The organism is Gemmatirosa kalamazoonensis (assembly GCF_000522985.1).
GTDB classification, from domain to species: Bacteria; Gemmatimonadota; Gemmatimonadetes; order Gemmatimonadales; family Gemmatimonadaceae; genus Gemmatirosa; species Gemmatirosa kalamazoonensis.
The window spans coordinates 2,258,045-2,277,656 of the sequence record NZ_CP007128.1 but is presented as its reverse complement, the minus strand read 5'-3'; the positions used below and the strand labels follow the sequence as shown (position 1 = coordinate 2,277,656).

15 protein-coding genes are annotated in these 19,612 nt (G+C 71.4%); 9 read left to right on the top strand and 6 right to left on the bottom strand.

Going from position 1 to position 19,612, the window contains the following annotated elements; translation table 11 throughout:
* The first annotated feature begins 11 nt into the window (after positions 1 to 11).
* The gene (locus J421_RS09840) at positions 12 to 1,232 is read left to right on the top strand and encodes an ABC transporter permease (RefSeq protein WP_025411014.1); all 1,221 of its coding nucleotides are present in this window, start codon (positions 12 to 14) and stop codon (positions 1,230 to 1,232) included.
* A gap of 274 nt (positions 1,233 to 1,506) precedes the next feature.
* Here the strand turns inward: J421_RS09840 and J421_RS09835 are convergent, their stop codons facing one another.
* Positions 1,507 to 2,286 (bottom strand): DUF3108 domain-containing protein, encoded by a 780-nt coding sequence (locus J421_RS09835; protein ID WP_025411013.1) that lies wholly within the window; start codon positions 2,284 to 2,286, stop codon positions 1,507 to 1,509.
* A 339-nt stretch (positions 2,287 to 2,625) separates the two neighbouring features.
* On the opposite strand from J421_RS09835, the gene J421_RS09830 reads away from it, so the two are divergent.
* Both J421_RS09830 and J421_RS09825 read left to right on the top strand, forming a co-directional pair.
* Positions 2,626 to 3,321 (top strand): PEP-CTERM sorting domain-containing protein, encoded by a 696-nt coding sequence (locus J421_RS09830; protein ID WP_025411012.1) that lies wholly within the window; start codon positions 2,626 to 2,628, stop codon positions 3,319 to 3,321.
* Between the two features lie 185 nt (positions 3,322 to 3,506).
* Entirely contained in the window at positions 3,507 to 4,421 is a 915-nt protein-coding gene (locus J421_RS09825; RefSeq protein WP_025411011.1) for a PEP-CTERM sorting domain-containing protein, read from the top strand.
* Here J421_RS09825 and J421_RS09820 read toward each other — a convergent pair whose 3' ends face one another.
* Positions 4,422 to 5,615 (bottom strand): DNA glycosylase AlkZ-like family protein, encoded by a 1,194-nt coding sequence (locus tag J421_RS09820; RefSeq protein ID WP_025411010.1) that lies wholly within the window; start codon positions 5,613 to 5,615, stop codon positions 4,422 to 4,424.
* Positions 5,616 to 5,669: 54 nt separating this feature from the next.
* Between J421_RS09820 and J421_RS09815 the strand changes: the two genes are divergently transcribed.
* Both J421_RS09815 and J421_RS09810 read left to right on the top strand, forming a co-directional pair.
* Entirely contained in the window at positions 5,670 to 7,385 is a 1,716-nt protein-coding gene (locus J421_RS09815) for a glutamine--tRNA ligase/YqeY domain fusion protein (protein ID WP_025411009.1), read from the top strand.
* Between the two features lie 332 nt (positions 7,386 to 7,717).
* Positions 7,718 to 9,616, top strand: a complete 1,899-nt coding sequence (locus J421_RS09810) for an Ig-like domain-containing protein (protein ID WP_148306235.1) — start codon at positions 7,718 to 7,720, stop codon at positions 9,614 to 9,616.
* A 78-nt stretch (positions 9,617 to 9,694) separates the two neighbouring features.
* Here the strand turns inward: J421_RS09810 and J421_RS09805 are convergent, their stop codons facing one another.
* The 3 genes from J421_RS09805 to msrA form a co-directional block, all read right to left on the bottom strand.
* Positions 9,695 to 12,025 carry a M56 family metallopeptidase gene (locus J421_RS09805; protein WP_025411007.1) on the bottom strand — a complete coding sequence of 777 codons (2,331 nt, stop codon included), beginning with the start codon at positions 12,023 to 12,025 and terminating at the stop codon, positions 9,695 to 9,697.
* Positions 12,022 to 12,417 carry a BlaI/MecI/CopY family transcriptional regulator gene (locus tag J421_RS09800; protein WP_025411006.1) on the bottom strand — a complete coding sequence of 132 codons (396 nt, stop codon included), beginning with the start codon at positions 12,415 to 12,417 and terminating at the stop codon, positions 12,022 to 12,024. The genes J421_RS09805 and J421_RS09800 overlap by 4 nt, the downstream gene beginning before the upstream one ends.
* 188 nt (positions 12,418 to 12,605) lie before the next feature.
* Positions 12,606 to 13,319, bottom strand: a complete 714-nt coding sequence (gene msrA, locus J421_RS09795; RefSeq protein WP_025411005.1) for a peptide-methionine (S)-S-oxide reductase MsrA — start codon at positions 13,317 to 13,319, stop codon at positions 12,606 to 12,608.
* A 173-nt stretch (positions 13,320 to 13,492) separates the two neighbouring features.
* Here msrA and J421_RS09790 point away from each other — a divergent pair, with 173 nt between their 5' ends.
* Complete coding sequence (locus J421_RS09790; RefSeq protein WP_025411004.1) at positions 13,493 to 14,677, top strand: c-type cytochrome; 1,185 nt, start codon at positions 13,493 to 13,495, stop codon at positions 14,675 to 14,677.
* Between the two features lie 173 nt (positions 14,678 to 14,850).
* On the opposite strand, the gene J421_RS09785 is transcribed toward J421_RS09790, so the two are convergent.
* Positions 14,851 to 16,842 carry an MFS transporter gene (locus tag J421_RS09785; RefSeq protein ID WP_025411003.1) on the bottom strand — a complete coding sequence of 664 codons (1,992 nt, stop codon included), beginning with the start codon at positions 16,840 to 16,842 and terminating at the stop codon, positions 14,851 to 14,853.
* A gap of 117 nt (positions 16,843 to 16,959) precedes the next feature.
* Between J421_RS09785 and J421_RS09775 the strand changes: the two genes are divergently transcribed.
* The 3 genes from J421_RS09775 to J421_RS09765 are packed head-to-tail and all read left to right on the top strand — an operon-like array spanning position 16,960 to position 19,575.
* Positions 16,960 to 17,799 (top strand): phosphatase PAP2 family protein, encoded by an 840-nt coding sequence (locus tag J421_RS09775; RefSeq protein WP_148306234.1) that lies wholly within the window; start codon positions 16,960 to 16,962, stop codon positions 17,797 to 17,799.
* Positions 17,796 to 18,530, top strand: a complete 735-nt coding sequence (locus J421_RS09770; RefSeq protein WP_025411001.1) for a phosphatase PAP2 family protein — start codon at positions 17,796 to 17,798, stop codon at positions 18,528 to 18,530. Before J421_RS09775 ends, J421_RS09770 begins: the two co-directional genes overlap by 4 nt.
* A 31-nt stretch (positions 18,531 to 18,561) precedes the next feature.
* The gene (locus J421_RS09765) at positions 18,562 to 19,575 is read left to right on the top strand and encodes a YncE family protein (protein ID WP_025411000.1); all 1,014 of its coding nucleotides are present in this window, start codon (positions 18,562 to 18,564) and stop codon (positions 19,573 to 19,575) included.
* Positions 19,576 to 19,612 lie beyond the last annotated feature (37 nt).

Here is a 19,612-nt window from a genome sequence, read left to right as displayed (position 1 = left end):
GGAGACCAACGATGCCCTTCGGGGAGATCCTGCGCGTCGCGCTCGAGGCGCTGCGCGTGAACAAGATGCGGTCGGTGCTGACGATGCTCGGCATCATCATCGGCGTCGGCGCCGTGATCGCGATGCTGGCGCTCGGCAACGGCGCGAAGGCGGCCGTGAACGAGCGCATCCAGGCGCTCGGCACGACGCTCGTGACGGTCGTGCCGGGGCAGGTGTTCACCGGCGGCATCGCGTCGTCGACCGACCGCGCCCAGCTGAAGACCGACGACTACGAGATGCTGCTCACGCGCGGCACGACGTGGACGGCCGTCGAGCCGGAGATGTCGCGCAACCAGCAGGTGCAGTACCTCACGGCCAACACCAACACGAACATCATCGGCGCGACGGCGAACTACCCCGACGTGCGGCGCTACTCGATCGGCGTCGGGCACATGTTCACCGAGAACGACGACCTCGGACGCAAGCGCGTGGCGGTCATCGGCGCGACGACGGCGACGAACCTCGGCGTCACGGCGCCGGCGGGGCTCATCGGCCAGCAGATCCGGATCAACGGCGTGGCGTTCGACGTCATCGGCGTGTTCGCCGCGAAGGGCGGCGCGACGGGCTTCAATGACCCCGACGACCAGATCGTCATCCCGTTAGGCACGGCGCGCTTCCGGCTGTTCGGCACGGAGAACCTGCGGTCGATCAACCTGCTCGCGCCGAGCGAGGACAAGATCGACGAGGTGATGGCGGAGGCGGAGAAGATCATGCGCCGCTCGCACCGCCTCGCCGTCGGCCGGCCGAACGACTTCCAGATCCGCACGCAGGCCGACTTCCTGAACACCGCCGCCGAGACGACCCAGGTGTTCACCTACCTGCTGGCCGGCGTGGCGCTCGTCAGCCTGCTCGTCGGCGGGATCGGGATCATGAACATCATGCTCGTCTCGGTCACCGAGCGCACGCGCGAGGTCGGCGTGCGCAAGGCGCTCGGCGCGACGCGCAAGACGATCCTCGCGCAGTTCCTCATCGAGGCGGTGGTGCTGTGCGCGCTCGGCGGCGTGATCGGCATCCTCGCCGGCACGGGCACGGCGGCGATCCTGCACTCGGCGCTCGACTGGAACACCCAGGTGTCGATCCCGTCGATCGTCGTCGCGTTCGTGTTCTCGGCCGCGGTCGGGATCATCTTCGGCGTGTGGCCGGCGCGCCGCGCGGCGTCCCTCGACCCGATCCTCGCGCTGCGCTACGAGTAGGAGGGCAGGAGGGCAGGAGGGCAGGAGGGCAGGAGGGCAGGAGGGCAGGAGGGCAGGAGGGCAGGAGGGCAGGAGGGCAGGAGGGCAGGAGGGCAGGAGGGCAGGAGGGCAGGAGGGCAGGAGGGCAGGAGGGCAGGAGGGCAGGAGGGCAGGAGGGCAGGAGGGCAGGAGGGCAGGAGGGCAGGAGGGCAGGAGGGCAGGAGGGCAGGAGGGCGTCGGACTCTCCTGCCCTCGCGCGTTTCGCGCGCGCCCTCCTGCCCTCCTGCCCTCCCCTTCAGGCGCCCGACTTCGCCGACGTCAGGTACAGATTGAGGGACCCGAACTTCAGCTGCGACTTCATCTGCAGCACGACGCGGCGGTCGTCGTCGGACAGCCAGATCTCCGCCTTGCCGCCCTCGCCGAAGATGCCCGTCGTCTTGATCGTCGGCTGGACGACGACGGCGTCGAACGTGCCGGCGGGGACGGTGACCTTCTCGCGACGCAGGACGCGGATCGTGACGGGGTTGCGGTCGGGCTTGAAGTAGCGCTCGAACGTGTACGTCTGCCCCACCGTCAGCGGGACGGTGCGGATGAAGTACAGGAACGACCCGTCGTCGAGCGGGTTGGACACCGACTTCTGCTCGCCGTCGTTGTCCGTGAGGTCGTCGAACGCGGCGCGCTCGGGGAAGATGTCGTAGCGCCGCTCGGCCTCCTTGAAGCCCTCGTCGAGGTCCTGGTAGAACCGGAGCGACGAGAGGTCGTCGGTCGAGAACCAGCTCTCGAAGCGGTCGTCGACCTTGATGAGCGGGATGCCGCCCTTCGCCGTGAAGACCGTGTGGTAGGCGGGCCGGCCGCGCACGTTCTCGATCGCGCGCACCTCCATCGCCCCCGTGCCGACCTTCAGCGAGCCGAAGTGGACGTTGTACGTGAGCACCTCGCCCGGCGCGAACGGCCGCGTCGCGATCTTCGCGCGCTCGGCCGACGACAGCTGCGCGGCGTAGCCCTGCGCCTGCGCGGCGGGCGCGGCCAGGCCGGCGGCCGCGCTGAACGCGAGCGCGCCGACGAGACGGTGCATGACGGGATGGCGAAGTCGGTATGCCTGCATGAGCCCGAGGAGGATCCGGCGTAATCGCGCGGGGGGCGCGTAGGAAGGACGTGCGGCACGGCGGCGCGCCACGAGAACGTCCGGCGCAGCGGGAATGCCGATCGTCGGTCATACCCCGCGAGCGCCCGAATGCTTCCACACGCGAGGAAGAAAGTTCCCCGATTCCGGATCGCGGGCGGTGACGGGGAGCGCGTCGTTTGGAAGGTTTACGAGGATTTCGGAACGGCCTAAGGACTTCCCGCCCCTCGCACGCCAACGTCGGTCGACCCCCGTCGTGCCCCGTTGGCTCATCCGAGAAGGGAGGAAGACATGACGTCCTGGCGCCGCCTCGTTCCCGTCGCTGTCTCCGTCGCCGCGCTCGCCGCTCCACTCCACGGCCAGCCGCTCTACTACGGCGGCGATCCCAGCACCAACAACAGCTTCTCGAGCGGGATCCACCTCTTCCTCTCGAACGCGCCGAACCAGCTCGTGTTCGACAACTTCGACGTCGTCGGACAGACGTGGCAGGTGAGCTCGGTGTTCGCGAACCTCAACACCAACCTGCTCCCCTTCCCGCCGACGCTGTCGTGGGAGATCCGGACGGGGATGGCGCTGAACTCGAGCGTCGGCACGGTGGTCCACAGCGGCTCGGGCGCCTTCTCGCTGAACGGCTCCACGTACACGATCCCGGTGTCCCCGTTCACGCTCGGCCCGGGCACGTACTGGCTGTCGATCTACGGCGACTACGCGAACGCGACGAGCGGCCTCAGTGCCGGCCCGTACGCGACGACCGGCGTGAACGCGATCAATGCGGTGGGCGACGGGGCGGCGCTCTGGCTGATCGGAGCGGACGACAACAACGTCGGCGGCAGCCTCGACCCGATCTTCCACGACATCTCGTACGGCGTGAACGGCACGGTCGTGCGGGGCGGCGGGCCCGGAGCCACGGTCCCCGAGCCGGCGACGTGGACGCTCCTCGCTGCCGGGCTGGTCGGAATGGGTACGCTGCGCCGGCGCCGCGGCTGATCGAGTCGCCGTGACCTTTGCGCGCGGTACGCCGGCATCCGCTTCACGGCACTGTGAAGCGGGTGCCACCGATTTATGAAGGATTTGGAGCGGCTTAGGGATTTCCTCACCGCTGCGCCGCATCGTGACCGCGATCCCAGCGATGCGCTGTAGCGTCAAAACACGCCGTCATGAGGAGAAACCCAATGCCGTCCTCGCGCCGATTCGTTGCTGCCGCAGGGCGACCGCAGGAGGTCGCGAGATACCGTCGCGCTGCCGTCGCCCTCCTGACACTGATCTGCGCGCTCGCGTTACGCCCCACCCGCCTCACCGGCCAGCCCAACCTCAACACGGCGCAGGTCGCCATCACCCCGAACTTCTCCGGCGGCTCGGGACCGTTCCAGCAGGTCGTGAACGGGTTCGGGCACGTCCTGGCCGGGGGCGGCGCGACCGGGGGACCGATCGGCCCGGTGGTGCCATCCGGCGATGCCAGCGCCGACGTCAGCCCTGGACTAGTGAAGCTGTTCGCCTCCGCGTTCGCGTCCACGAACTCGGTGGCGCGCGGAATCTTCCGCGACCAGGTGACGTTCACCTCGCCCGTCCTGCCGACGGGGACGATCGTGACGGTGCCCTACTTCGTCGGCATGGACGGGCTGCTGCAGATCAACTTCCCACCGGGCATCGGCGCCGCGAGCTGGCAGCTCCAGGCCGTGATGGGCGGCGGCGCGTTCCAGGTGTCGAGAGGTGGTCAACTCAACAACGCCAGCGGCACCGTGCTGTACACGGGTGACCCGCTCGGCCTGTACCTCGGCCTCGCGACCGTGCAGATCGGAGTTCCGACCCAGATCGACGCCGAGTTCACGATCTCGGCGCAGGCGGCGTTCGACTTCGTGGGCCCGGGCGACGCGACGGCGAACTTCCTCAACACGGGTTTCTGGGGCGGCATCCAGAGCGTGAACTTCGGGGGCGCCCCGGTCGCCTTCTCGGTGACGTCGCTCTCCGGCACGGACTGGACGCAGAGCTTCGCCTCGCCGGCAACGACGACCCCCGAGCCCGCGACGTGGACGCTCCTGGCCGCCGGACTGGTCGCGATCGGCACCCTGCGCCGGCGCCGCGCCTGATCAGCCGCCCAGCCCGCGCAGCGCCTCGATGCGCGGGCTGCGGCTCTTCGGGCTGTCGAGGCTGAACGACCGCGCGTCGCCGAGCTGGTCGCGGACGAACGCGGTCGTCTCCTCGATCGCGGCGTCGAGGGCCCGATCGCGGCGGCGGTCGAACGCGCCCCACACGATCGCGCCCTCGTCGGGCGAGTACTCCCAGAGCCCGACGAGACGGCCGCGCTCGAGGATGGCGTGGCTCGGCAGATCCATCAGCCCGCTGTTCGCGCGATCGGTGCCGACGAACGCGGTGAACCGCTCGACGTCGGACGGGTCGAGCAGCATCTGCACGTCGCGGCGGTTCGCGCTGATCGGGTCGAGCGAGCTGACGAGGGCGTAGCGCTTGTCGCCGCCCGGCTCGAACCGGCGCCACGCGTCGGCGTCCTCCGGGAGCAGCAGGCGGTCGCTCCCCTCCTCCGCCGGCACCAGGCCGAGCGGCTCGACGGCCGCCTTCGTCGCCTTCACGCCGAGCCCGGAGAACCACTGGAACTCGGCCACGGTGGCCGGCCCGTGCCAGGCGAAGAAGCGCCGGCCGAGCGTCACGAACGGATCCTCGACCGAGTCGCCGTCGGCGAGCGGGTTCGGCGACCAGGCGACGTACGCGTAGCGCTGCTGGTCGAGCCGACCGTTCACCGGCACGCGGCGAATGTCGCCGCGCGCCTGCAGCCGGCCGAGCGCGATGGGGAGCGTGGTGGTGAGCCCCTTCTTCTTCCCCTCCTCGCCGAGGCTGCGGGAGGCGTCGCCGGTGGCGGCGCGGATGCCGTCGGGGTCGAGCGGGCCGCTCTTGGCGAGCGACTGCACGACCGCCGCGCACAACCGGTCGATCTCGTCGTCGGTGACGCCGAGCTTCGCGGCGGTCTTCATCTCCGCGTCGCCGAAGCCGGCGCCGACGCGGAGCGCGAGCGCGAAGTCGCGCGCGGGTACGACGTACGTGCAGCCGCGCGCCGCGGGCAGCTCGTGGATCCGCTGCGCCGCGACGGCCGCCTCGGCATCGGCGCGCGAGGTGCCGGCGCGGGCGAAGAGCGTGAGGTACGGACCGACGCCGCCGACGGAACGCGCCCAGCCCGCGCGCTCGAGGACCTCCGCCGGTGACCGCTCGCGCAGCGAGCCGTCGAGGCCCGCGCGGTTCCACCACCACTCGCGGAGCTTGGAGAGGTTCATGGCGCGAAGCTAACGCCGCTAGGTTTGAGGGACCACGCCAGCCCCAAGAAGACCGTGTCGAACGATACCACCCCCCGCTCCAACTTCATCCGCGACCTCGTCGAGGAAGACGTCGCGACCAACCGGTTCGGCCGGCCCGTGACGACCCGGTTCCCGCCCGAGCCTAACGGATTCCCGCACATCGGGCACGTGAAGTCGATCGTGCTGAACTTCGGGCTCGCGCGCGAGTTCGGCGGGCGGTGCAACCTGCGTTTCGACGACACCAATCCGTTCACGGAGGACATCAAGTACGTCGAGGCGATGAGGCGCGACATCGCGTGGCTCGGCTACGAGCCCGACGCGGTGTACTACGCGAGCGACTACTTCGAGCAGCTGTACGAGTTCGCCGAGCTGCTCGTGACGAAGGGGAAGGCGTACGTCGACTCGCAGACCGACGAGGAGATCCGCGCCAACCGTGGCACCGTGACGACGCCGGGCACGAACAGCCCGTATCGCGACCGCACGCCGGACGAGAACCTCGACCTGCTGCGCCGCATGAAGGCGGGCGAGTTCCCCGACGGGGCACACGTGCTGCGCGCCAGGATCGACATGGCGCACCCGAACATGATCATGCGCGATCCGCTGCTGCTGCGGATCCGCCACGCGCACCACTACCGGCGCGGCGACGCGTGGTGCGTGTTCCCGCTGTACGACTTCGCGCACGGCCTCTCCGACGCGATCGAGGGCATCACGCGGTCGCTCTGCACGCTGGAGTTCAAGGACAACCGCGACATCTACGACTGGCTCGTGCGGGAGTGTGGGTTCACCGACCATCCGCCGACGCAGATCGAGTTCGCGCGGCTGGAGCTGGACTACACGCTGCTCAGCAAGCGCAAGCTGCTCCGCCTCGTGAACGAGGGACTCGTGAGCGGCTGGGACGACCCGCGCATGCCGACGATCTCGGGGATCCGTCGCCGCGGTGTCACGCCCGAGGCGCTGCGGAACTTCGCCGAAGCGGTGGGCGTCGCACGCAAGCCGGCGCGCACCGAGCTGGCGACGTTCGAGCACTACGTGCGCGACGACCTGAACATGCGCGTGCCGCGCGTGATGTGCGTGCTGAAGCCGTTGAAGGTCGTGCTGACGAACTGGCCGGCGGGGCAGGTCGACGAGCTGGAGGCGCCGTACTACCCGCACGACGTGCCGCTCGAGGGCTCACGCACGGTGCCGTTCTCGGGCGAGCTGTGGATCGAGCGCGACGACTTCATGGAGGATCCGCCGAAGAAGTTCTTCCGCCTCGCGCCGGGACGCGAGGTGCGGCTGCGCTACGGCTACCTCATCACGTGCCAGGAGGTCGTGAAGGACGCCGCCGGCGAGATCGTGGAGCTGCGCTGCACGTACGATCCGGCGACGCGCGGCGGCGACGCGCCCGACGGACGACGCGTGCAGGGCACCATCCACTGGGTGTCGGCGGCGCACGCGGTGGACTGCGAGGTGCGGCTGTATGACAAGCTGTTCACGGTGCCTAACCCCGATCACGGTGACGGCTCGGTCATGGAGTCGGACGACGACACGCCGGCCGACTTCCTCCGCTTCCTGAACCCCGAGTCGCTCGTCGTGGTGCCGCACGCGAAGGTGGAGCCGAGCGTCGCGCGCGATCCGATCGGCACACGCTACCAGTTCGAGCGCACGGGCTACTTTGTGAGCGATCCGGTCGACGCGACGCCGGAGCGGCTCGTGTTCAACAGAACCGTCACACTGCGCGATTCCTGGGCGAAGGTCGCCGCGAAGTAACGCGTTCGTCACGCACGGCGAGGCCTCCGCGGAGCACTCCGCGGGGGCCTCTCGCGTCAGGTGCCTAACGGCCTCGGCCGTATTGGTCGCATTTTCGACTCAGCTGTAACGCGCGTCACAGGGGGTGGGTGACTTGCGGGGCCTCGCACGCGTATCTCGCGTGCAGTCGTCGTGACTCAGTCGACGCTGTCCCGCCTCGCCGGCCTCTCCGGCACCCGCAGCACCGCTCGCACGCTGGACCACACGGCCGCGTCCCCCGCGCCCGTCCAGCTCGACGCCCTCGGCGTCTCCCCCTGCGATCGGCCGCCCCTCCCAGCAATCCCCAGCGAAAGATGTTCAACCCCTCCCCCCGCCTGCCCCGCGCCGGCGCCCTGCTCGCGTGCGCCGCCCTGGCTGCCGCGTGCGATTCCCTGCCGTCCACCGCGCCGGAGACCAGCCGGTTCAGCGCGCCTAACGCGCGCATGAACGACATCAACTCGTCGGCCACCACGGCGTCGGTGAGCGTGACGTACGCCTCGGGTGCGCTGGACACGGTCGCATGGAGCATGACGGCCGGCGCGACCGCGCAGCTCGCGGCGACGCTGCGCGACACCCTCGGCAACGTCGTCACGCCGACGCCGGCGACGACGTTCAAGAGCACGAGCCCCACGATCCTGTCCGTCGACTCGGTGACGGGCGCGCTGAAGGCGCTCGCCGCCGGCACGGCGAACGTCACGGCGACGATCTCCGGTACCGTCGGGACGAGCAAGACGATCACGGTGAAGGCCGCGACGACGACGATCACGACGCGGACGATCCCGCTCTCCGTGCAGCGCTTCGACGGCGGCGCGGGCGTCGTGATGGTGTCGAACGGCATCCCGCTCGCGAAGGGCTATCTCACGACGGCGAACCTGAGCCAGGTCCACGTCAAGGTGGGCAGCGTGGAGCAGCCGGTGTACGTGCGCGCGCTCTCCGGCAAGTGGTCGGACAGCTCGCTGCGCGCCGTGTTCGTGCAGTTCGACTACGACATCCCGAGCACGGCGCCGATCGCGGCGTCGCTCGTCATCGGCGGCGGCTCGCGCACGCTGCCCGACCTCGCGGCGCGTCCGGCGCTGCCGGTGCCCGCGGCCGCGGCGCTGCCGAACGATCCGACCTACCTCGTGAGCACCCGATGGACGGGTGTGACGTACGCGGCGAAGACGACCGCGCCGACGGCGGTGATGACGCAGTTCGAGGGTGATTACACGCGGCTCGAGGCGGCCGACTGGACGTCGTGCGGGCCCAAGTTCGACTGCAGCCGCACGGCGGGGTACGACCGGGCCTACATCCTGTATCAGGCGTGGCAGCGCACGGGCAATCCCACCGACTGGTACCACGCGACCGCAGTCGCGGCGGATTACTTGAAGACCTACGTCATTCCGAATGGCGCGCCGACAGCGTGGTGGAGTCAGACCGAGGGCGTCGCCGTACACTACTGGGCGACCGGTGACGAGATGAGCCGCTACCAGCTGCGCAAGATGGCGGAGATGCTCGCCTGGATGGTCCGCCCGGGCTACGCAGCCTACATGGGTGGCACGTACGGCGACGACCGCTTCCGGGCGAAGGCATTCACGGCGGCGGTGGACGCGTGGATGATCGGCATCATCAATCAACCTGCCGACGCTGCGAACTACTACAAATCGATGGGCGCGCCTAACACCTACTACGCCTCGTACCTGACGCAGTCGACACTGGGCACGTGGGTGACCGCGCTACTGTCCACGCAGCGGACAAACGGGCAGTTCGGCGGCCGCTACTACAGCTACGGCACGTGGAGCCCGGATTCGGGCGGCCAGTCGAACTACATGGTCGGCATGCTGCTCGAGTCGCTGATCCGCTACCACACCGAGATCAAGGCGGACACGCGCATCCCCCCGGCGGTGAAGAAGTGCATCGACGACCTGTGGGCGCGCGAGTGGGACGCTCCGGCGCAGGGCTTCCAGTACCACAGCCTGCGCGGCACGGACGAGGGAGGCACCACGCAGGCCAAGGCGAGCCCGCAGCCGGGACTCAACGCGCTGATTCTCCCGGCCTTCGCGTGGTACGCGAGGATCAGCGGAAACAGCGCGACGTACCGCAGCCGCACCGACGCGATCATCGCCGGACTGGCGTCGCCGACGAGCCGCAACTGGTGGCCCTACTCGGGCAAGGCGTTCGACCAGGCGTATCTCCACCTGTTCAACAGCTTCGCCTGGCGCGCCGGGCTGCTCTGATCGATCGACGCGTCACGTGAGCGAGGGTGGGCGGCCGACGCATCGGCCGCCCACCCTCGTCTCGTTGGAACACGCGGATCAGCGGCCGGGCGGCGAGCCGCGGTGCAGGCGCACGTCGCCGTTCACGATGCGCACGCGCACCTCGCTGCGACCGTCGCCGAGCGTCGCGCTGCCGCGGACGTAGCGGCGCGGCGTCCCCTCGCGCGCGTCCCAGTCCGCGGTCTCGCGCAGGTCGATCGGCCAGTCGCTGTAGATGTGCGTGGCGTGTCCGAGGTTGTTCGTGTAAGCCGTCTCGAGGTCGAGGCGCGCGGAGATGTCCGCGGGAAGCCACACGTCGGCGGCACCGTAGCCGGTGGTGACGTACACGTCGTGCCGCGCCGCGCCGTCGCCGACGACCACGATCGTGACGTCGCCGGCTCCCGTGTGCCCCTCGGCCGAGCCGTCCACCGGGCCTAACGAGATCTCGCCGCCGCCCGTCGTGGCGCTCACGAGCCCCGCCGAGCGCCCGACCGTGATCGAGCCGCCGCCGGTGTACAGCACGGCGCCGCGCGGCGCCTCCTCGATCGCGATCGCGCCGCCCGAGCTGCGACGGCGGATCGCGCCGCCCTCCACGCCGCGCACCGTGTCGACGTCGGCGAGCTTGCGGCGCGCGTCCAGGTACGTCGTCGTGGAGCGCGACCGCACGACGTCTTCGTACGACGGCTCGATGGACACGCTCGTGCCGCGGCCCGCGTAGGTCACGTCGCCGGTCCCGGAGTGTCCGGTGAGGCCGCCGACGACGCGCTCGATGAGCACCTCACCGCCGCCGGTGGCGACGCGACCGGTCAACCGCGCGTCGGACACGTGCACGTCGCCGCCGCCGGTGGAGAGCTGCGCATGGCCGGTCACGCGCTGGATCTCGATCTCGCCGCCGCCCGTCGATCCGGTGAGCGTGCCCTCGAGGTCCCGCACGGTGACGGAGCCGCCCGCCGACGACAGCTGCACGTCGTAGCGCCGCGGCACGCGGATGACGAAGCGGTGCGACGAGCTCTGGATCCGCTCCGTGCCGTCGTACACCGCGCGCAGCCGCACGCCGCCGCCCAACAACGGCTCGAGCGAAACGCGCGTGCTGCGCCACGCGCGGCCGGCGAGCGTGCCGCGCACCGTCACGCGGTCGTCGTCGGTGCCGGTGATGTCGACCGCGCCGCCGGTGCGCAGGTCGAGCGTGAGCGTGCCGCCGCGCGACGCGGGTAGCGCACGCTCGAACGTGGAGTCGTCGCGCTGGCGCGTATGGACGACGGGTGCGAGCGCGCCCACGTCGGGCACGAGCGCGGCCCGCAGCGGCTCGACGGGCGTGCGCGGCACGACGGTCGACGGGCTCGCGGCGCGCGGCACCGCGCGGAACGCCGAGAGCCCGACGACGAGCGCGCACGCGAGCAGCACGCCGGCGGCGCCAGCGGCGCGCGACGGTCGGCCGCGCGCGCGTCGCGGGTCGAGCACGTCGAGCAGCCGCCCCTCGAGCTCCGAGCGCCGCGCCATCGACACGGTGACGAGCGCGGGGAGACCGGAGTCGCGCGCGAGTCGCGCCATGTCGAGCAGCTGCGACGCGTACTCCGCCGGCGCGCTGCCCAACGCGAGCACGCGGTCGTCGCACGCGCGCTCGCGTTCCGCGACGAGCCGGCGCGCGGCGAGCCACGCGCCGGGATGGAACCAGTACAGCGCGCATGCGGCGCTCGAGACGAGCTGCACGAGCGCGTCGCGCCGCGCGACGTGCGCGAGCTCGTGACGCAGCGCTGTACGGCGACGCGGCTCGGCCCAGTCGGCGGCGCTGGCCGGAAGCACGATCACCGGCGCACGCACGCCCCACGTGGCGGGCGACGCCGCGCCCTCGTGCAGCAGCAGCCGCACCGGCGCGCGCACGCCGGCGCGCGCGCACTCGTCGTCGAGCAGCTCTCCCCACGCGTCGTCGATGCGCTCGGCGCGGCGCGCGAGACGGCCCAACGCGACGTGGCCGGCGACGAGACGAAGGAGGAGCGCGACCGCACCAGCAGCCCAGATCGCGGCGGCGAGCGTCGCGAGATCGATCGGCTGCGGCGCACTCGGCGAGTCGGCGCCGCGCGTCTTCAGGCGCGCGGGTGGTCCGGCGTCGTCACCGACGAGCGCCGCGGGCAGGGGCGCGACGACGGCGCGCGGGAGCGGCGGCCGCGCGGTGCCGTGGGCGCTCGACGTGTCGCGCACGGCGAGCACGGGCACGCGCCAGCGCGGGCCCAACGCGATCGTCGCCGGGAGCACGAGCAGCGCGCCGAGCGCGACGGCCCACAGCGCGTGGCGCGTGGCCGCCGTGGCGGAGCGCAGCGAAGCGGCGATCAACCCGGCGAGCGCGAGGAGCAGCGTTGCCTTGGCGACGATCTCGATGGCGAGCGTGCTCATGCCGCACCTCCGCGCCGCCGCGCGTCGTCGATGATGGCGGAGAGTCGTTCGAGCTCGTCGTCGGTGAGGCGATCCTCGTACACGCCGAGCATCGCGGCGACGGCGGCGCTGGCCGAGTCGTTGAAGAACGTGCCGACGACGTTGCGGAGCGCGGACCGGCGGACCTGCTCGGTGTCGCGCGTCGGCAGGTAGACGTAGCGCACGCCGCACTGCTCGTGGCGGAGCAGGCCCTTCTCCTCGAGGAGCCGGAGCATGCCGCGGACGGCGGAGTTGCTGACCGCGTCCGGGAGCTCGGCCCGGACCTCCTCCGCGGTGGCCTGCCCGCGTCGGTACACGATCTCCATGATCTGTCGCTCGCGCGGCCCGAGGTCCGCGTGCGGTGCGGTCGACATGACGCCTCCTGTCAGTGCATTGACATGTCAATACAGTGGCAGAACGCGCCCCGCCGTCAAGAGCACGGCGGGGCGCGTTGGGACGAACGGGGGATGCGTCGGGATGATGCGGCGGGTCGATCGGCTGCGTGCAACCTTGGGCGAAGGGGGGGGAGCCCCCCCTGGGAACTACGATCCGGCGCGCCGGCTCACTGGCGGGAGGCGACGCGGGCGGCCGCGAGCCGCTCCTGCCACAGACCCGGCAGCTGGCGCTTCAGCGCCTCCACCTTCGGGCGGTCGTGGATCACGATGTACGGGTAGCTCGGGTGGTGCTCGGCGAAGTCCTGGTGGTAGTCCTCCGCGGCGTAGAACGGGCCGAGCGGCACGACCTGGGTGACGATCGGGGCGCGGTAGGCGTGCACCTTCGTGAGCGAGTCGATGAACGCGGCCGCCTCGCGGCGCTGCGACTCGTCGCCGTAGAAGATCGCCGACCGGTACTGCGTGCCGACGTCCGGGCCCTGGCGGTTGAGCTGGGTCGGATCGTGCGCGACGGTGAAGAACACCTTCAGCAGTTCGTGGTAGCTCACCTGCGCCGGGTCGTACGTCACGCGAACCGACTCGGCGTGCCCGGTCTCGCCGGAGCTCACGTCCTCGTAGCCGGGGTTCTTCACCTTGCCGCCGGCGTAGCCGCTCACGGCGTCGGTCACGCCGCGGACGTGCTCGAAGACCGCCTCGATCCCCCAGAAGCAGCCGCCGGCGAACACCGCCGTTCGACGCTCGGTCGATGGTGGCGCACTGCTGCCGGCATCGGGCGATGCCGCGTGAGTGCTGCGCGTAGCGAAGACGATGGCGATGGCCGCGAGGGCCGAGGCGACGGCGGCGAGAGCGCCGGAGCGGGAGCGCGAGCGGAGCGAGGTACGCATGGGGCGGGTCGCGTCGAAGAAGGTCGGACGGCGATCGGGATACGATACACCGCGCGCTGGCGGATGTACCGACGGGACCAGAGTGCCGCGCGGGCGTCGAGAGTTCCCGCGCGCGGGAATAAAGCGGCCGATAAGTCAAACTACTATTGGACTTATTCCGCCGGGAGGCCGCGATGCGCACGCCAGGCAGCACCCGTACGATCATCACCCTCGCTCTCGCCACGCTCGCGCTCGGATGCGACTCGACGGGCGGGCCGGGAACGGAACCCACACCGGAGGACATCGCGAAGGGACAGCAGATCTTCCGCATGGACACGTTCGGCGACGAGCAGTTCTGGACCGACACGCTGCATCTCGAGCGCGTGGTGCAGCAGGCGGTCGACCCGACGACCGCGCTCGCCGTGGGGCTCAAGGTGGACATGGACGCCCTGCCGGCCGACCTCGTGCAGGCGATCCAGGCCGGCAAGGTGGACCTCAAGAGCCCGGCGACGACGCTCGCGCTGCTCAAGCTCGACGCGGTGGTCGGCGTGAAGGGGACGGTCCAGTCGGTCGGCGGGCGGGACACGCTCACGCGCCTCGGCATCACCTGCGCGCTCTGCCACTCCACGGTCGACGACGCGTTCGCGAAGGGGATCGGGCATCGCAAGGACGGGTGGCCGAACCACGATCTGAACGTGGGCGCGATCGTGGCGCTGTCGCCGGTGCTGCCGGCGAGCGCGAAGGCGGTGTTCAACTCGTGGGGCCCGGGCATGTACGACCCGCGCTTCAACATCGACGGGCAGAACACGCCGCTCGTCATCCCGCCGGCGTACGGCCTCGCGCAGGTGCGCAACGAGACGTACACGGCCGAGGGTCCCGTCTCGTACTGGAACGCATACGTCGCCGTGACGCAGATGCATGCGCACGGCACGTTCAGCGATCCGCGGCTCGGCATCAACATCGTGCAGACGCCGGATCTCGTGACGTCGAAGCTGCCGGCGCTGCGCGCCTATCAGTTCAGCCTCCAGGTGCCGCCGGCACCGGCGGGCTCGTTCGACGCCGCGGCCGCCGCGCGCGGGCAGGTCGTGTTCAACGCGAGCTGCGCGAGCTGCCACGTCGGCGCCACGCTCACCGACAACAACAGCGGCGTGCTGCACGCGCCGAGCGAGACCGGCGTCGACGCGCGGTACGCGCTGCGCACGCCGACGAAGCGCTACCGCACCACACCGCTCCGCGGGCTGTGGCAGCACGCGCCATACTTCCACGACGGCAGCGCGAAGACGCTCGCCGACGTGGTCGAGCACTACGACACGGTTCGTGGGCTGCACCTCAGCGCGGCGCAGAAGCAGGACCTCGTGGCGTACCTGAAGACGCTCTGACGTCTTTCGCGCCGATGCACGGCTCCACGTACGAGAGTTCGTAGGACTGAAGAAGGACTGAAGGGGGACTGAAGAAGGACACTTGAAGGGTTCCCTCTTCAGTCCTCCTTCAGTCCTCCTTCAGTCCTCCTTCAGTCCTCCAGAGACACGTACGTGGAGTCCAGGATGGGCCCTCACGCCGGCGAGATGCGCATCTCTTCGCCGGCCAGGCGTCGCATCAGGTCGGCCAGCTCCGCGTGCCGCTCGGGCGCCCAGCCCGAGAGCGCGTCGCGCAGCCAGTCGAGACGCGCGGTGACGAGGCGCTCGAGGACCGCGTCGCCGGACGGAGTGAGCGGGTGGGCGTCGCCCTGCGGCGCGCGTGTCACGAGGCCGCGGTTGAGCAGCACGCGCAGCGCGGTCGCGAGGCGCGCGGGCTGGATGCCGCGCGCCCTGCCTAACGCGGCGACGTCGAGCGCGGGGTTCTCGTCGAGCCGCGCGAGCAGCCAGCACTCGGCGGCCGGCAGGTCGACACCGGCACGCTCCGCGGTGCGCTCGAGGAGCCGCTTCTGCACGTCGCGACGCGACAGCGCGGCGAGGCCCTGCGCGACCTGGGTGAGCGAGTCGTCCTCCGCCGGCATGGCGATCGCCTCGCCGACCTCCGTGCTCTTCGCGGCGACGGTCTCGCGCAGCGGCTTCTCCTCGAGCGCCCAGCTCAGCACGAACGCGAGCGCGCCGATCGCCGCCGCGACGACGAACACGGTGCCCAACGCGCCGGTGAACGCCGTGACGTACGTCTCGCGGAGCGCCGCGGGAAGCGCGCGCAGCGACTCCGGGCTCACGTGTGCGCCGCCACCCATCCCGCCCGGCGGCATGGTGCGGGCGAGCGTCGCAGCGAGCCTTCCGGCGAAGATCGCGCCGAGGACCGCCGTGCCGACCGAGCCACCGATCGACCGGAAGAGTGTGGCGCCCGACGTGGCGACGCCGAGGTCCTCGTACTCCACCGCGTTCTGCACCGCGAGCACGAGCACCTGCATCGTCATCCCCATGCCCATGCCCAGCACGAGCATGTACAGCGACGCCGTGCCGACGCCCGTGTCGGCGCGCAGCCGCGAGAGCAGCGCGAGGCCGAGCGTCATCACGGCGGTGCCGGCGACGGGAAAGATCTTGTAGCGTCCGCTGCGGCTGATGAGCTGTCCGGCGGTGATCGACGTCACCAGCATGCCGCCCATCATCGGCAGCAGCTCGAGCCCCGACGCGGTGGGGCTCGCGCCGCGCACGACCTGGAGGAACAGCGGCAGGTACGTGATGGAGCCGAACATCGCGAAGCCGACGATGAGCCCCACGGCGCCGCTCACGACGAACACGCGGTTGCGGAACAGCCGCGGCGGCAGCACCGGCTCCGCGGCCCGCCGCTCGACGAGGACGAACGCGGCGAGGGACAGCACGGACGCCGCGCCTAACGCGAGGATCGGCGCGGAGCCCCACGGGTACGTCGTGCCGCCGAGGTCCGTGAGCAGCACGACGCCGGCGAGCGCCGCGGCGAGCAGCCCGGCGCCGAGGTAGTCCACGACGTGCCGCGCCCGGCTCGTCGACGAGGGGAGCGTGGCCGCGAGCACGACGACCGCGATGGCGCCGAGCGGGAGGTTCACGTAGAAGATCCAGCGCCACGACAGGTGCGTCGTGAAGAATCCGCCGAGCAGCGGCCCCGCGATGCTGGACACGCCGAACACGGCGCCGAAGATCCCCTGGTAGCGTCCACGCTCGCGCGGCGGCACGATGTCGCCGATGGCCGCCTGCGTGCCGACGACGAGTCCTCCGCCGCCGATGCCCTGGATCGCGCGGAACAGGATGAGCTGGAGCATGCTGCGGCTCGCGCCGCACAGCACCGAGCCAGCGAGAAAGACGACGATCGCGGCCTGCAGCACGCGCTTGCGGCCGTACAGGTCCCCGAGCTTGCCGTACAGCGGCGTGACGACGGTCTGGGCGAGCAGGTACGCCGTCACGACCCACGCGAGCCGCTCGAGGCCACCGAGCTCCGACACGATGGTCGGGAGCGCGGTCGCGACGATGGTCGAGTCGAGGGCCGAGAGGAGCATGACGAGCATCAGCCCGGCGAACACGACGACGGGGTGGCGCGCGCGGGCGGGGGCGACGGCGGCGGGCCTGTCGAGAGCGGCGGTGGTCATGGGCGCCGGACGTGCAGAGTGCGTTCCGGCACCGGGGTCCACGCGAGACGGACCCGCCTGTCATGCCGTCGACAGCTTCCGGTGATCATCTTCGGTCGTGGCCGCCTTCCGTACCGCATGTCATCGCCAACGTCGCGCTCCGTACGCCCGGTCCGCTGGACCGTTCTCGCACCCGCGCTGCTCGCCCTTCACGCAAGCGTCGCCGTCGCGCAGCAGCCGGACAGCAGCGCGGGGCCCCTCGTGTCGCGCCGCGCGCTCGGCACGTTCGCCGGCTTCGTGGCGGCGGGCGCGGCGCTGTACCCGCTCGACCGTCGGCTCGAGCGCGCGTTCCGCGCGCCGGGCGTGCAGCGGAGCCTCGCCGCGCGCGACGCGGCGGCCGGCTTCAACCTGGTCGGCGACCCGGGCGTCATCGCGGCCGGCGTCGTGATGTTAGGCACGGGGTGGGTGGCGCGTCGCCCGTCGCTCGCGCGGGCGGGGCTGCACGCCACGGAGGCGATCGTGCTCGGTGGCTCGGCCACGGCGCTGCTGAAGATCGCCGCGGGGCGCCAGCGGCCGCTGCTGGAGCCGGGCGACCACGACGACTTCGCGCTCGGCCGCGGCAGGAGCGAGGGGCGCGCGTCGTTCCCGTCGGGGCACACGACGGCGGCGTTCGCGTTCGCGTCGGCGGTGAGCGCGGACGTGCGCGCGAGCCAGTGGCGGCGATCGCATCCGCGCGCCGCGGCGGCGACGGGCGCGGCGCTGTTCGGCGGCGCGGCGCTCGTGGGCGCCGCGCGCATGTTCGACGACAAGCACTGGGCGAGCGACGTCGCGGTCGGCGCCGGCGTCGGCACGCTCGCCGGCGACGTGGTGTCGGCGTATGCGCGAGCGCATCCCCGGTCGCGGCTCGAGCGGCTGGTCGGCCGCGTCGCGGTCGTGCCGTCGGCGCGCGGGCTCGCGCTCGGTGTCGCGACGCGATGACCCAGGCGCCGATGCCTAACGCGCAGCGCGGCCCGCTGCGTCGCTTCGTGGCGGCGCGGCTCGATCGCACGTCGTACCTCGGGCTGCACCTCACGCTCGGGCTGCTCGCGCTCGTGCTCGCGCTGTGGGCGTTCGGCGCGCTGCTCGGCGAGATCCTGGAGAACCAGGGACTCGTGCGATGGGACCAGGCGACGAGCGCGCGGATCCACGAGGCGATGACGCCGGGCCTCACGCGCGCCGCGCTCCTGCTCACGAACGTGGCCTCGCCGGAGGGGATGATCGTGCTCGGCCTGTGCGCGATGCTGCTGCTCTGGCGGAAGCACCGCCTGCTCGCGCACACGTGGATCGCCGCGGCGATCGGCGGCGAGATCCTGAACGCGGTGGTGAAGAGCGCCGTGCACCGCACTCGGCCGACGTACGGCGCGGGGTACCTGCATCTCAGCTCGTACAGCTTTCCGAGCGGCCACGCGATGGCGGCGACGATCGGCTTCGGGATGCTCGCCTACGTCCTGCACCAGCTGCGGCCGCGGCCCGCGGTGATCGTCGCGGCGTACACGGGGGCGCTGCTGCTCGTGGCGATGGTGTGCGCGACGCGCGTGTACCTCGGCGTGCACTACCCGAGCGACGTGCTCGGCGGGTTCCTCGCGGGCGCGGCGTGGCTCGCGGTGTGTGTCACCGGCGCGGGCATCGCCAGCCACCGCCGCGCGACGCCGACGACGCCGACGACCTGACACGGACACTCCCCTTCTCTCCCCTGCCACGATGCGACGTCTCGTTCCTCTCTGCATCCTCCTGTCCGCCGCCGCGCTGCACGCCCAGCCCGTGACGAAGGACGCGCCGAACTATCACGTGACGCACCGCGTGCGGCTCGGCGGCGCGGGCGGATGGGACTACCTGGTCGCGGACGCCGCGTCGCATCGGGTGTTCGTGACGCACGGCACGCACGTCGTGGTGGTGGACACGCGCACCGACTCGGTGGTGGGCGACATCGCGGACACGCCGGGCGTGCACGGCGTGGCGCTGGCGCCGGATCTCGGCCGCGGGTGGACGAGCAACGGCCGCGACTCCACGCTCACGGTCTTCGACTACACGACGCTCGTGCCGCTCGCGCGGATCCACGAGCCCGGCGTGAACCCCGACGCGATCACCTACGACTCGGCGACGAAGCGCGTGTTCGCGTTCAACGGCCGCAGCGGCGACGCGGTGGTGGTGGACGCGGCGACGGATTCGGTGCTCGGGCGCATCCCACTGGGCGGCAAGCCGGAGTTCGCGGTCACCGACGGGCGCGGGATGCTGTGGGTGAACATCGAGGACCGCGGCGAGATCGCGGCGATCGACACGCGCACGATGGCGGTGACGGCGCGGTGGTCGATCAAGCCGTGCGAGGAGCCGAGCGGGCTGGCGATCGACCGCGAGCACCGGCGGCTGTTCTCGGTGTGCGACGACGTGATGGCGGTGTCCGACCCCGACGCGCGGAAGGTGGTGGCGACGGTGAAGATCGGCGGCGGCCCGGACGCGACGGCGTTCGACGCCGAGCGCGGGCTCGTGTTCGCGTCGAACGGCGAGGACGGCACGATCACAGTGGTGCGCGAGAGCGGGCCGAGCACGTTCCGCGTGGTGCAGACCGTGCCGACGAAGAGCGGAGCGCGGACGATGACGCTCGACGCGACGACGCACGTGCTCTACACGGTGACCGCGGACTTCGAGCCGGCGGTCGCGGGGGCGCGGCCGGCGATGAAGCCGGACTCGTTCACGTTGCTGGTGATCGAGCCGTGAGACGCGCGGTCTCGCGCGCGACGTCGTCGAGCCGCCG

Excerpts from the sequence above, each read along its gene's own strand:
- J421_RS09840 (WP_025411014.1), top strand. The coding sequence starts at position 12 with ATGCCCTTCGGGGAGATCCTGCGCGTCGCGCTCGAGGCGCTGCGCGTG.
- J421_RS09835 (WP_025411013.1), bottom strand. The coding sequence starts at position 2,286 with ATGCACCGTCTCGTCGGCGCGCTCGCGTTCAGCGCGGCCGCCGGCCTG.
- J421_RS09830 (WP_025411012.1), top strand. The coding sequence starts at position 2,626 with ATGACGTCCTGGCGCCGCCTCGTTCCCGTCGCTGTCTCCGTCGCCGCG.
- J421_RS09825 (WP_025411011.1), top strand. The coding sequence starts at position 3,507 with ATGCCGTCCTCGCGCCGATTCGTTGCTGCCGCAGGGCGACCGCAGGAG.
- J421_RS09820 (WP_025411010.1), bottom strand. The coding sequence starts at position 5,615 with ATGAACCTCTCCAAGCTCCGCGAGTGGTGGTGGAACCGCGCGGGCCTC.
- J421_RS09810 (WP_148306235.1), top strand. The coding sequence starts at position 7,718 with ATGTTCAACCCCTCCCCCCGCCTGCCCCGCGCCGGCGCCCTGCTCGCG.
- J421_RS09805 (WP_025411007.1), bottom strand. The coding sequence starts at position 12,025 with ATGAGCACGCTCGCCATCGAGATCGTCGCCAAGGCAACGCTGCTCCTC.
- J421_RS09800 (WP_025411006.1), bottom strand. The coding sequence starts at position 12,417 with ATGTCGACCGCACCGCACGCGGACCTCGGGCCGCGCGAGCGACAGATC.
- msrA (WP_025411005.1), bottom strand. The coding sequence starts at position 13,319 with ATGCGTACCTCGCTCCGCTCGCGCTCCCGCTCCGGCGCTCTCGCCGCC.
- J421_RS09790 (WP_025411004.1), top strand. The coding sequence starts at position 13,493 with ATGCGCACGCCAGGCAGCACCCGTACGATCATCACCCTCGCTCTCGCC.
- J421_RS09785 (WP_025411003.1), bottom strand. The coding sequence starts at position 16,842 with ATGACCACCGCCGCTCTCGACAGGCCCGCCGCCGTCGCCCCCGCCCGC.
- J421_RS09775 (WP_148306234.1), top strand. The coding sequence starts at position 16,960 with ATGTCATCGCCAACGTCGCGCTCCGTACGCCCGGTCCGCTGGACCGTT.
- J421_RS09770 (WP_025411001.1), top strand. The coding sequence starts at position 17,796 with ATGACCCAGGCGCCGATGCCTAACGCGCAGCGCGGCCCGCTGCGTCGC.
- J421_RS09765 (WP_025411000.1), top strand. The coding sequence starts at position 18,562 with ATGCGACGTCTCGTTCCTCTCTGCATCCTCCTGTCCGCCGCCGCGCTG.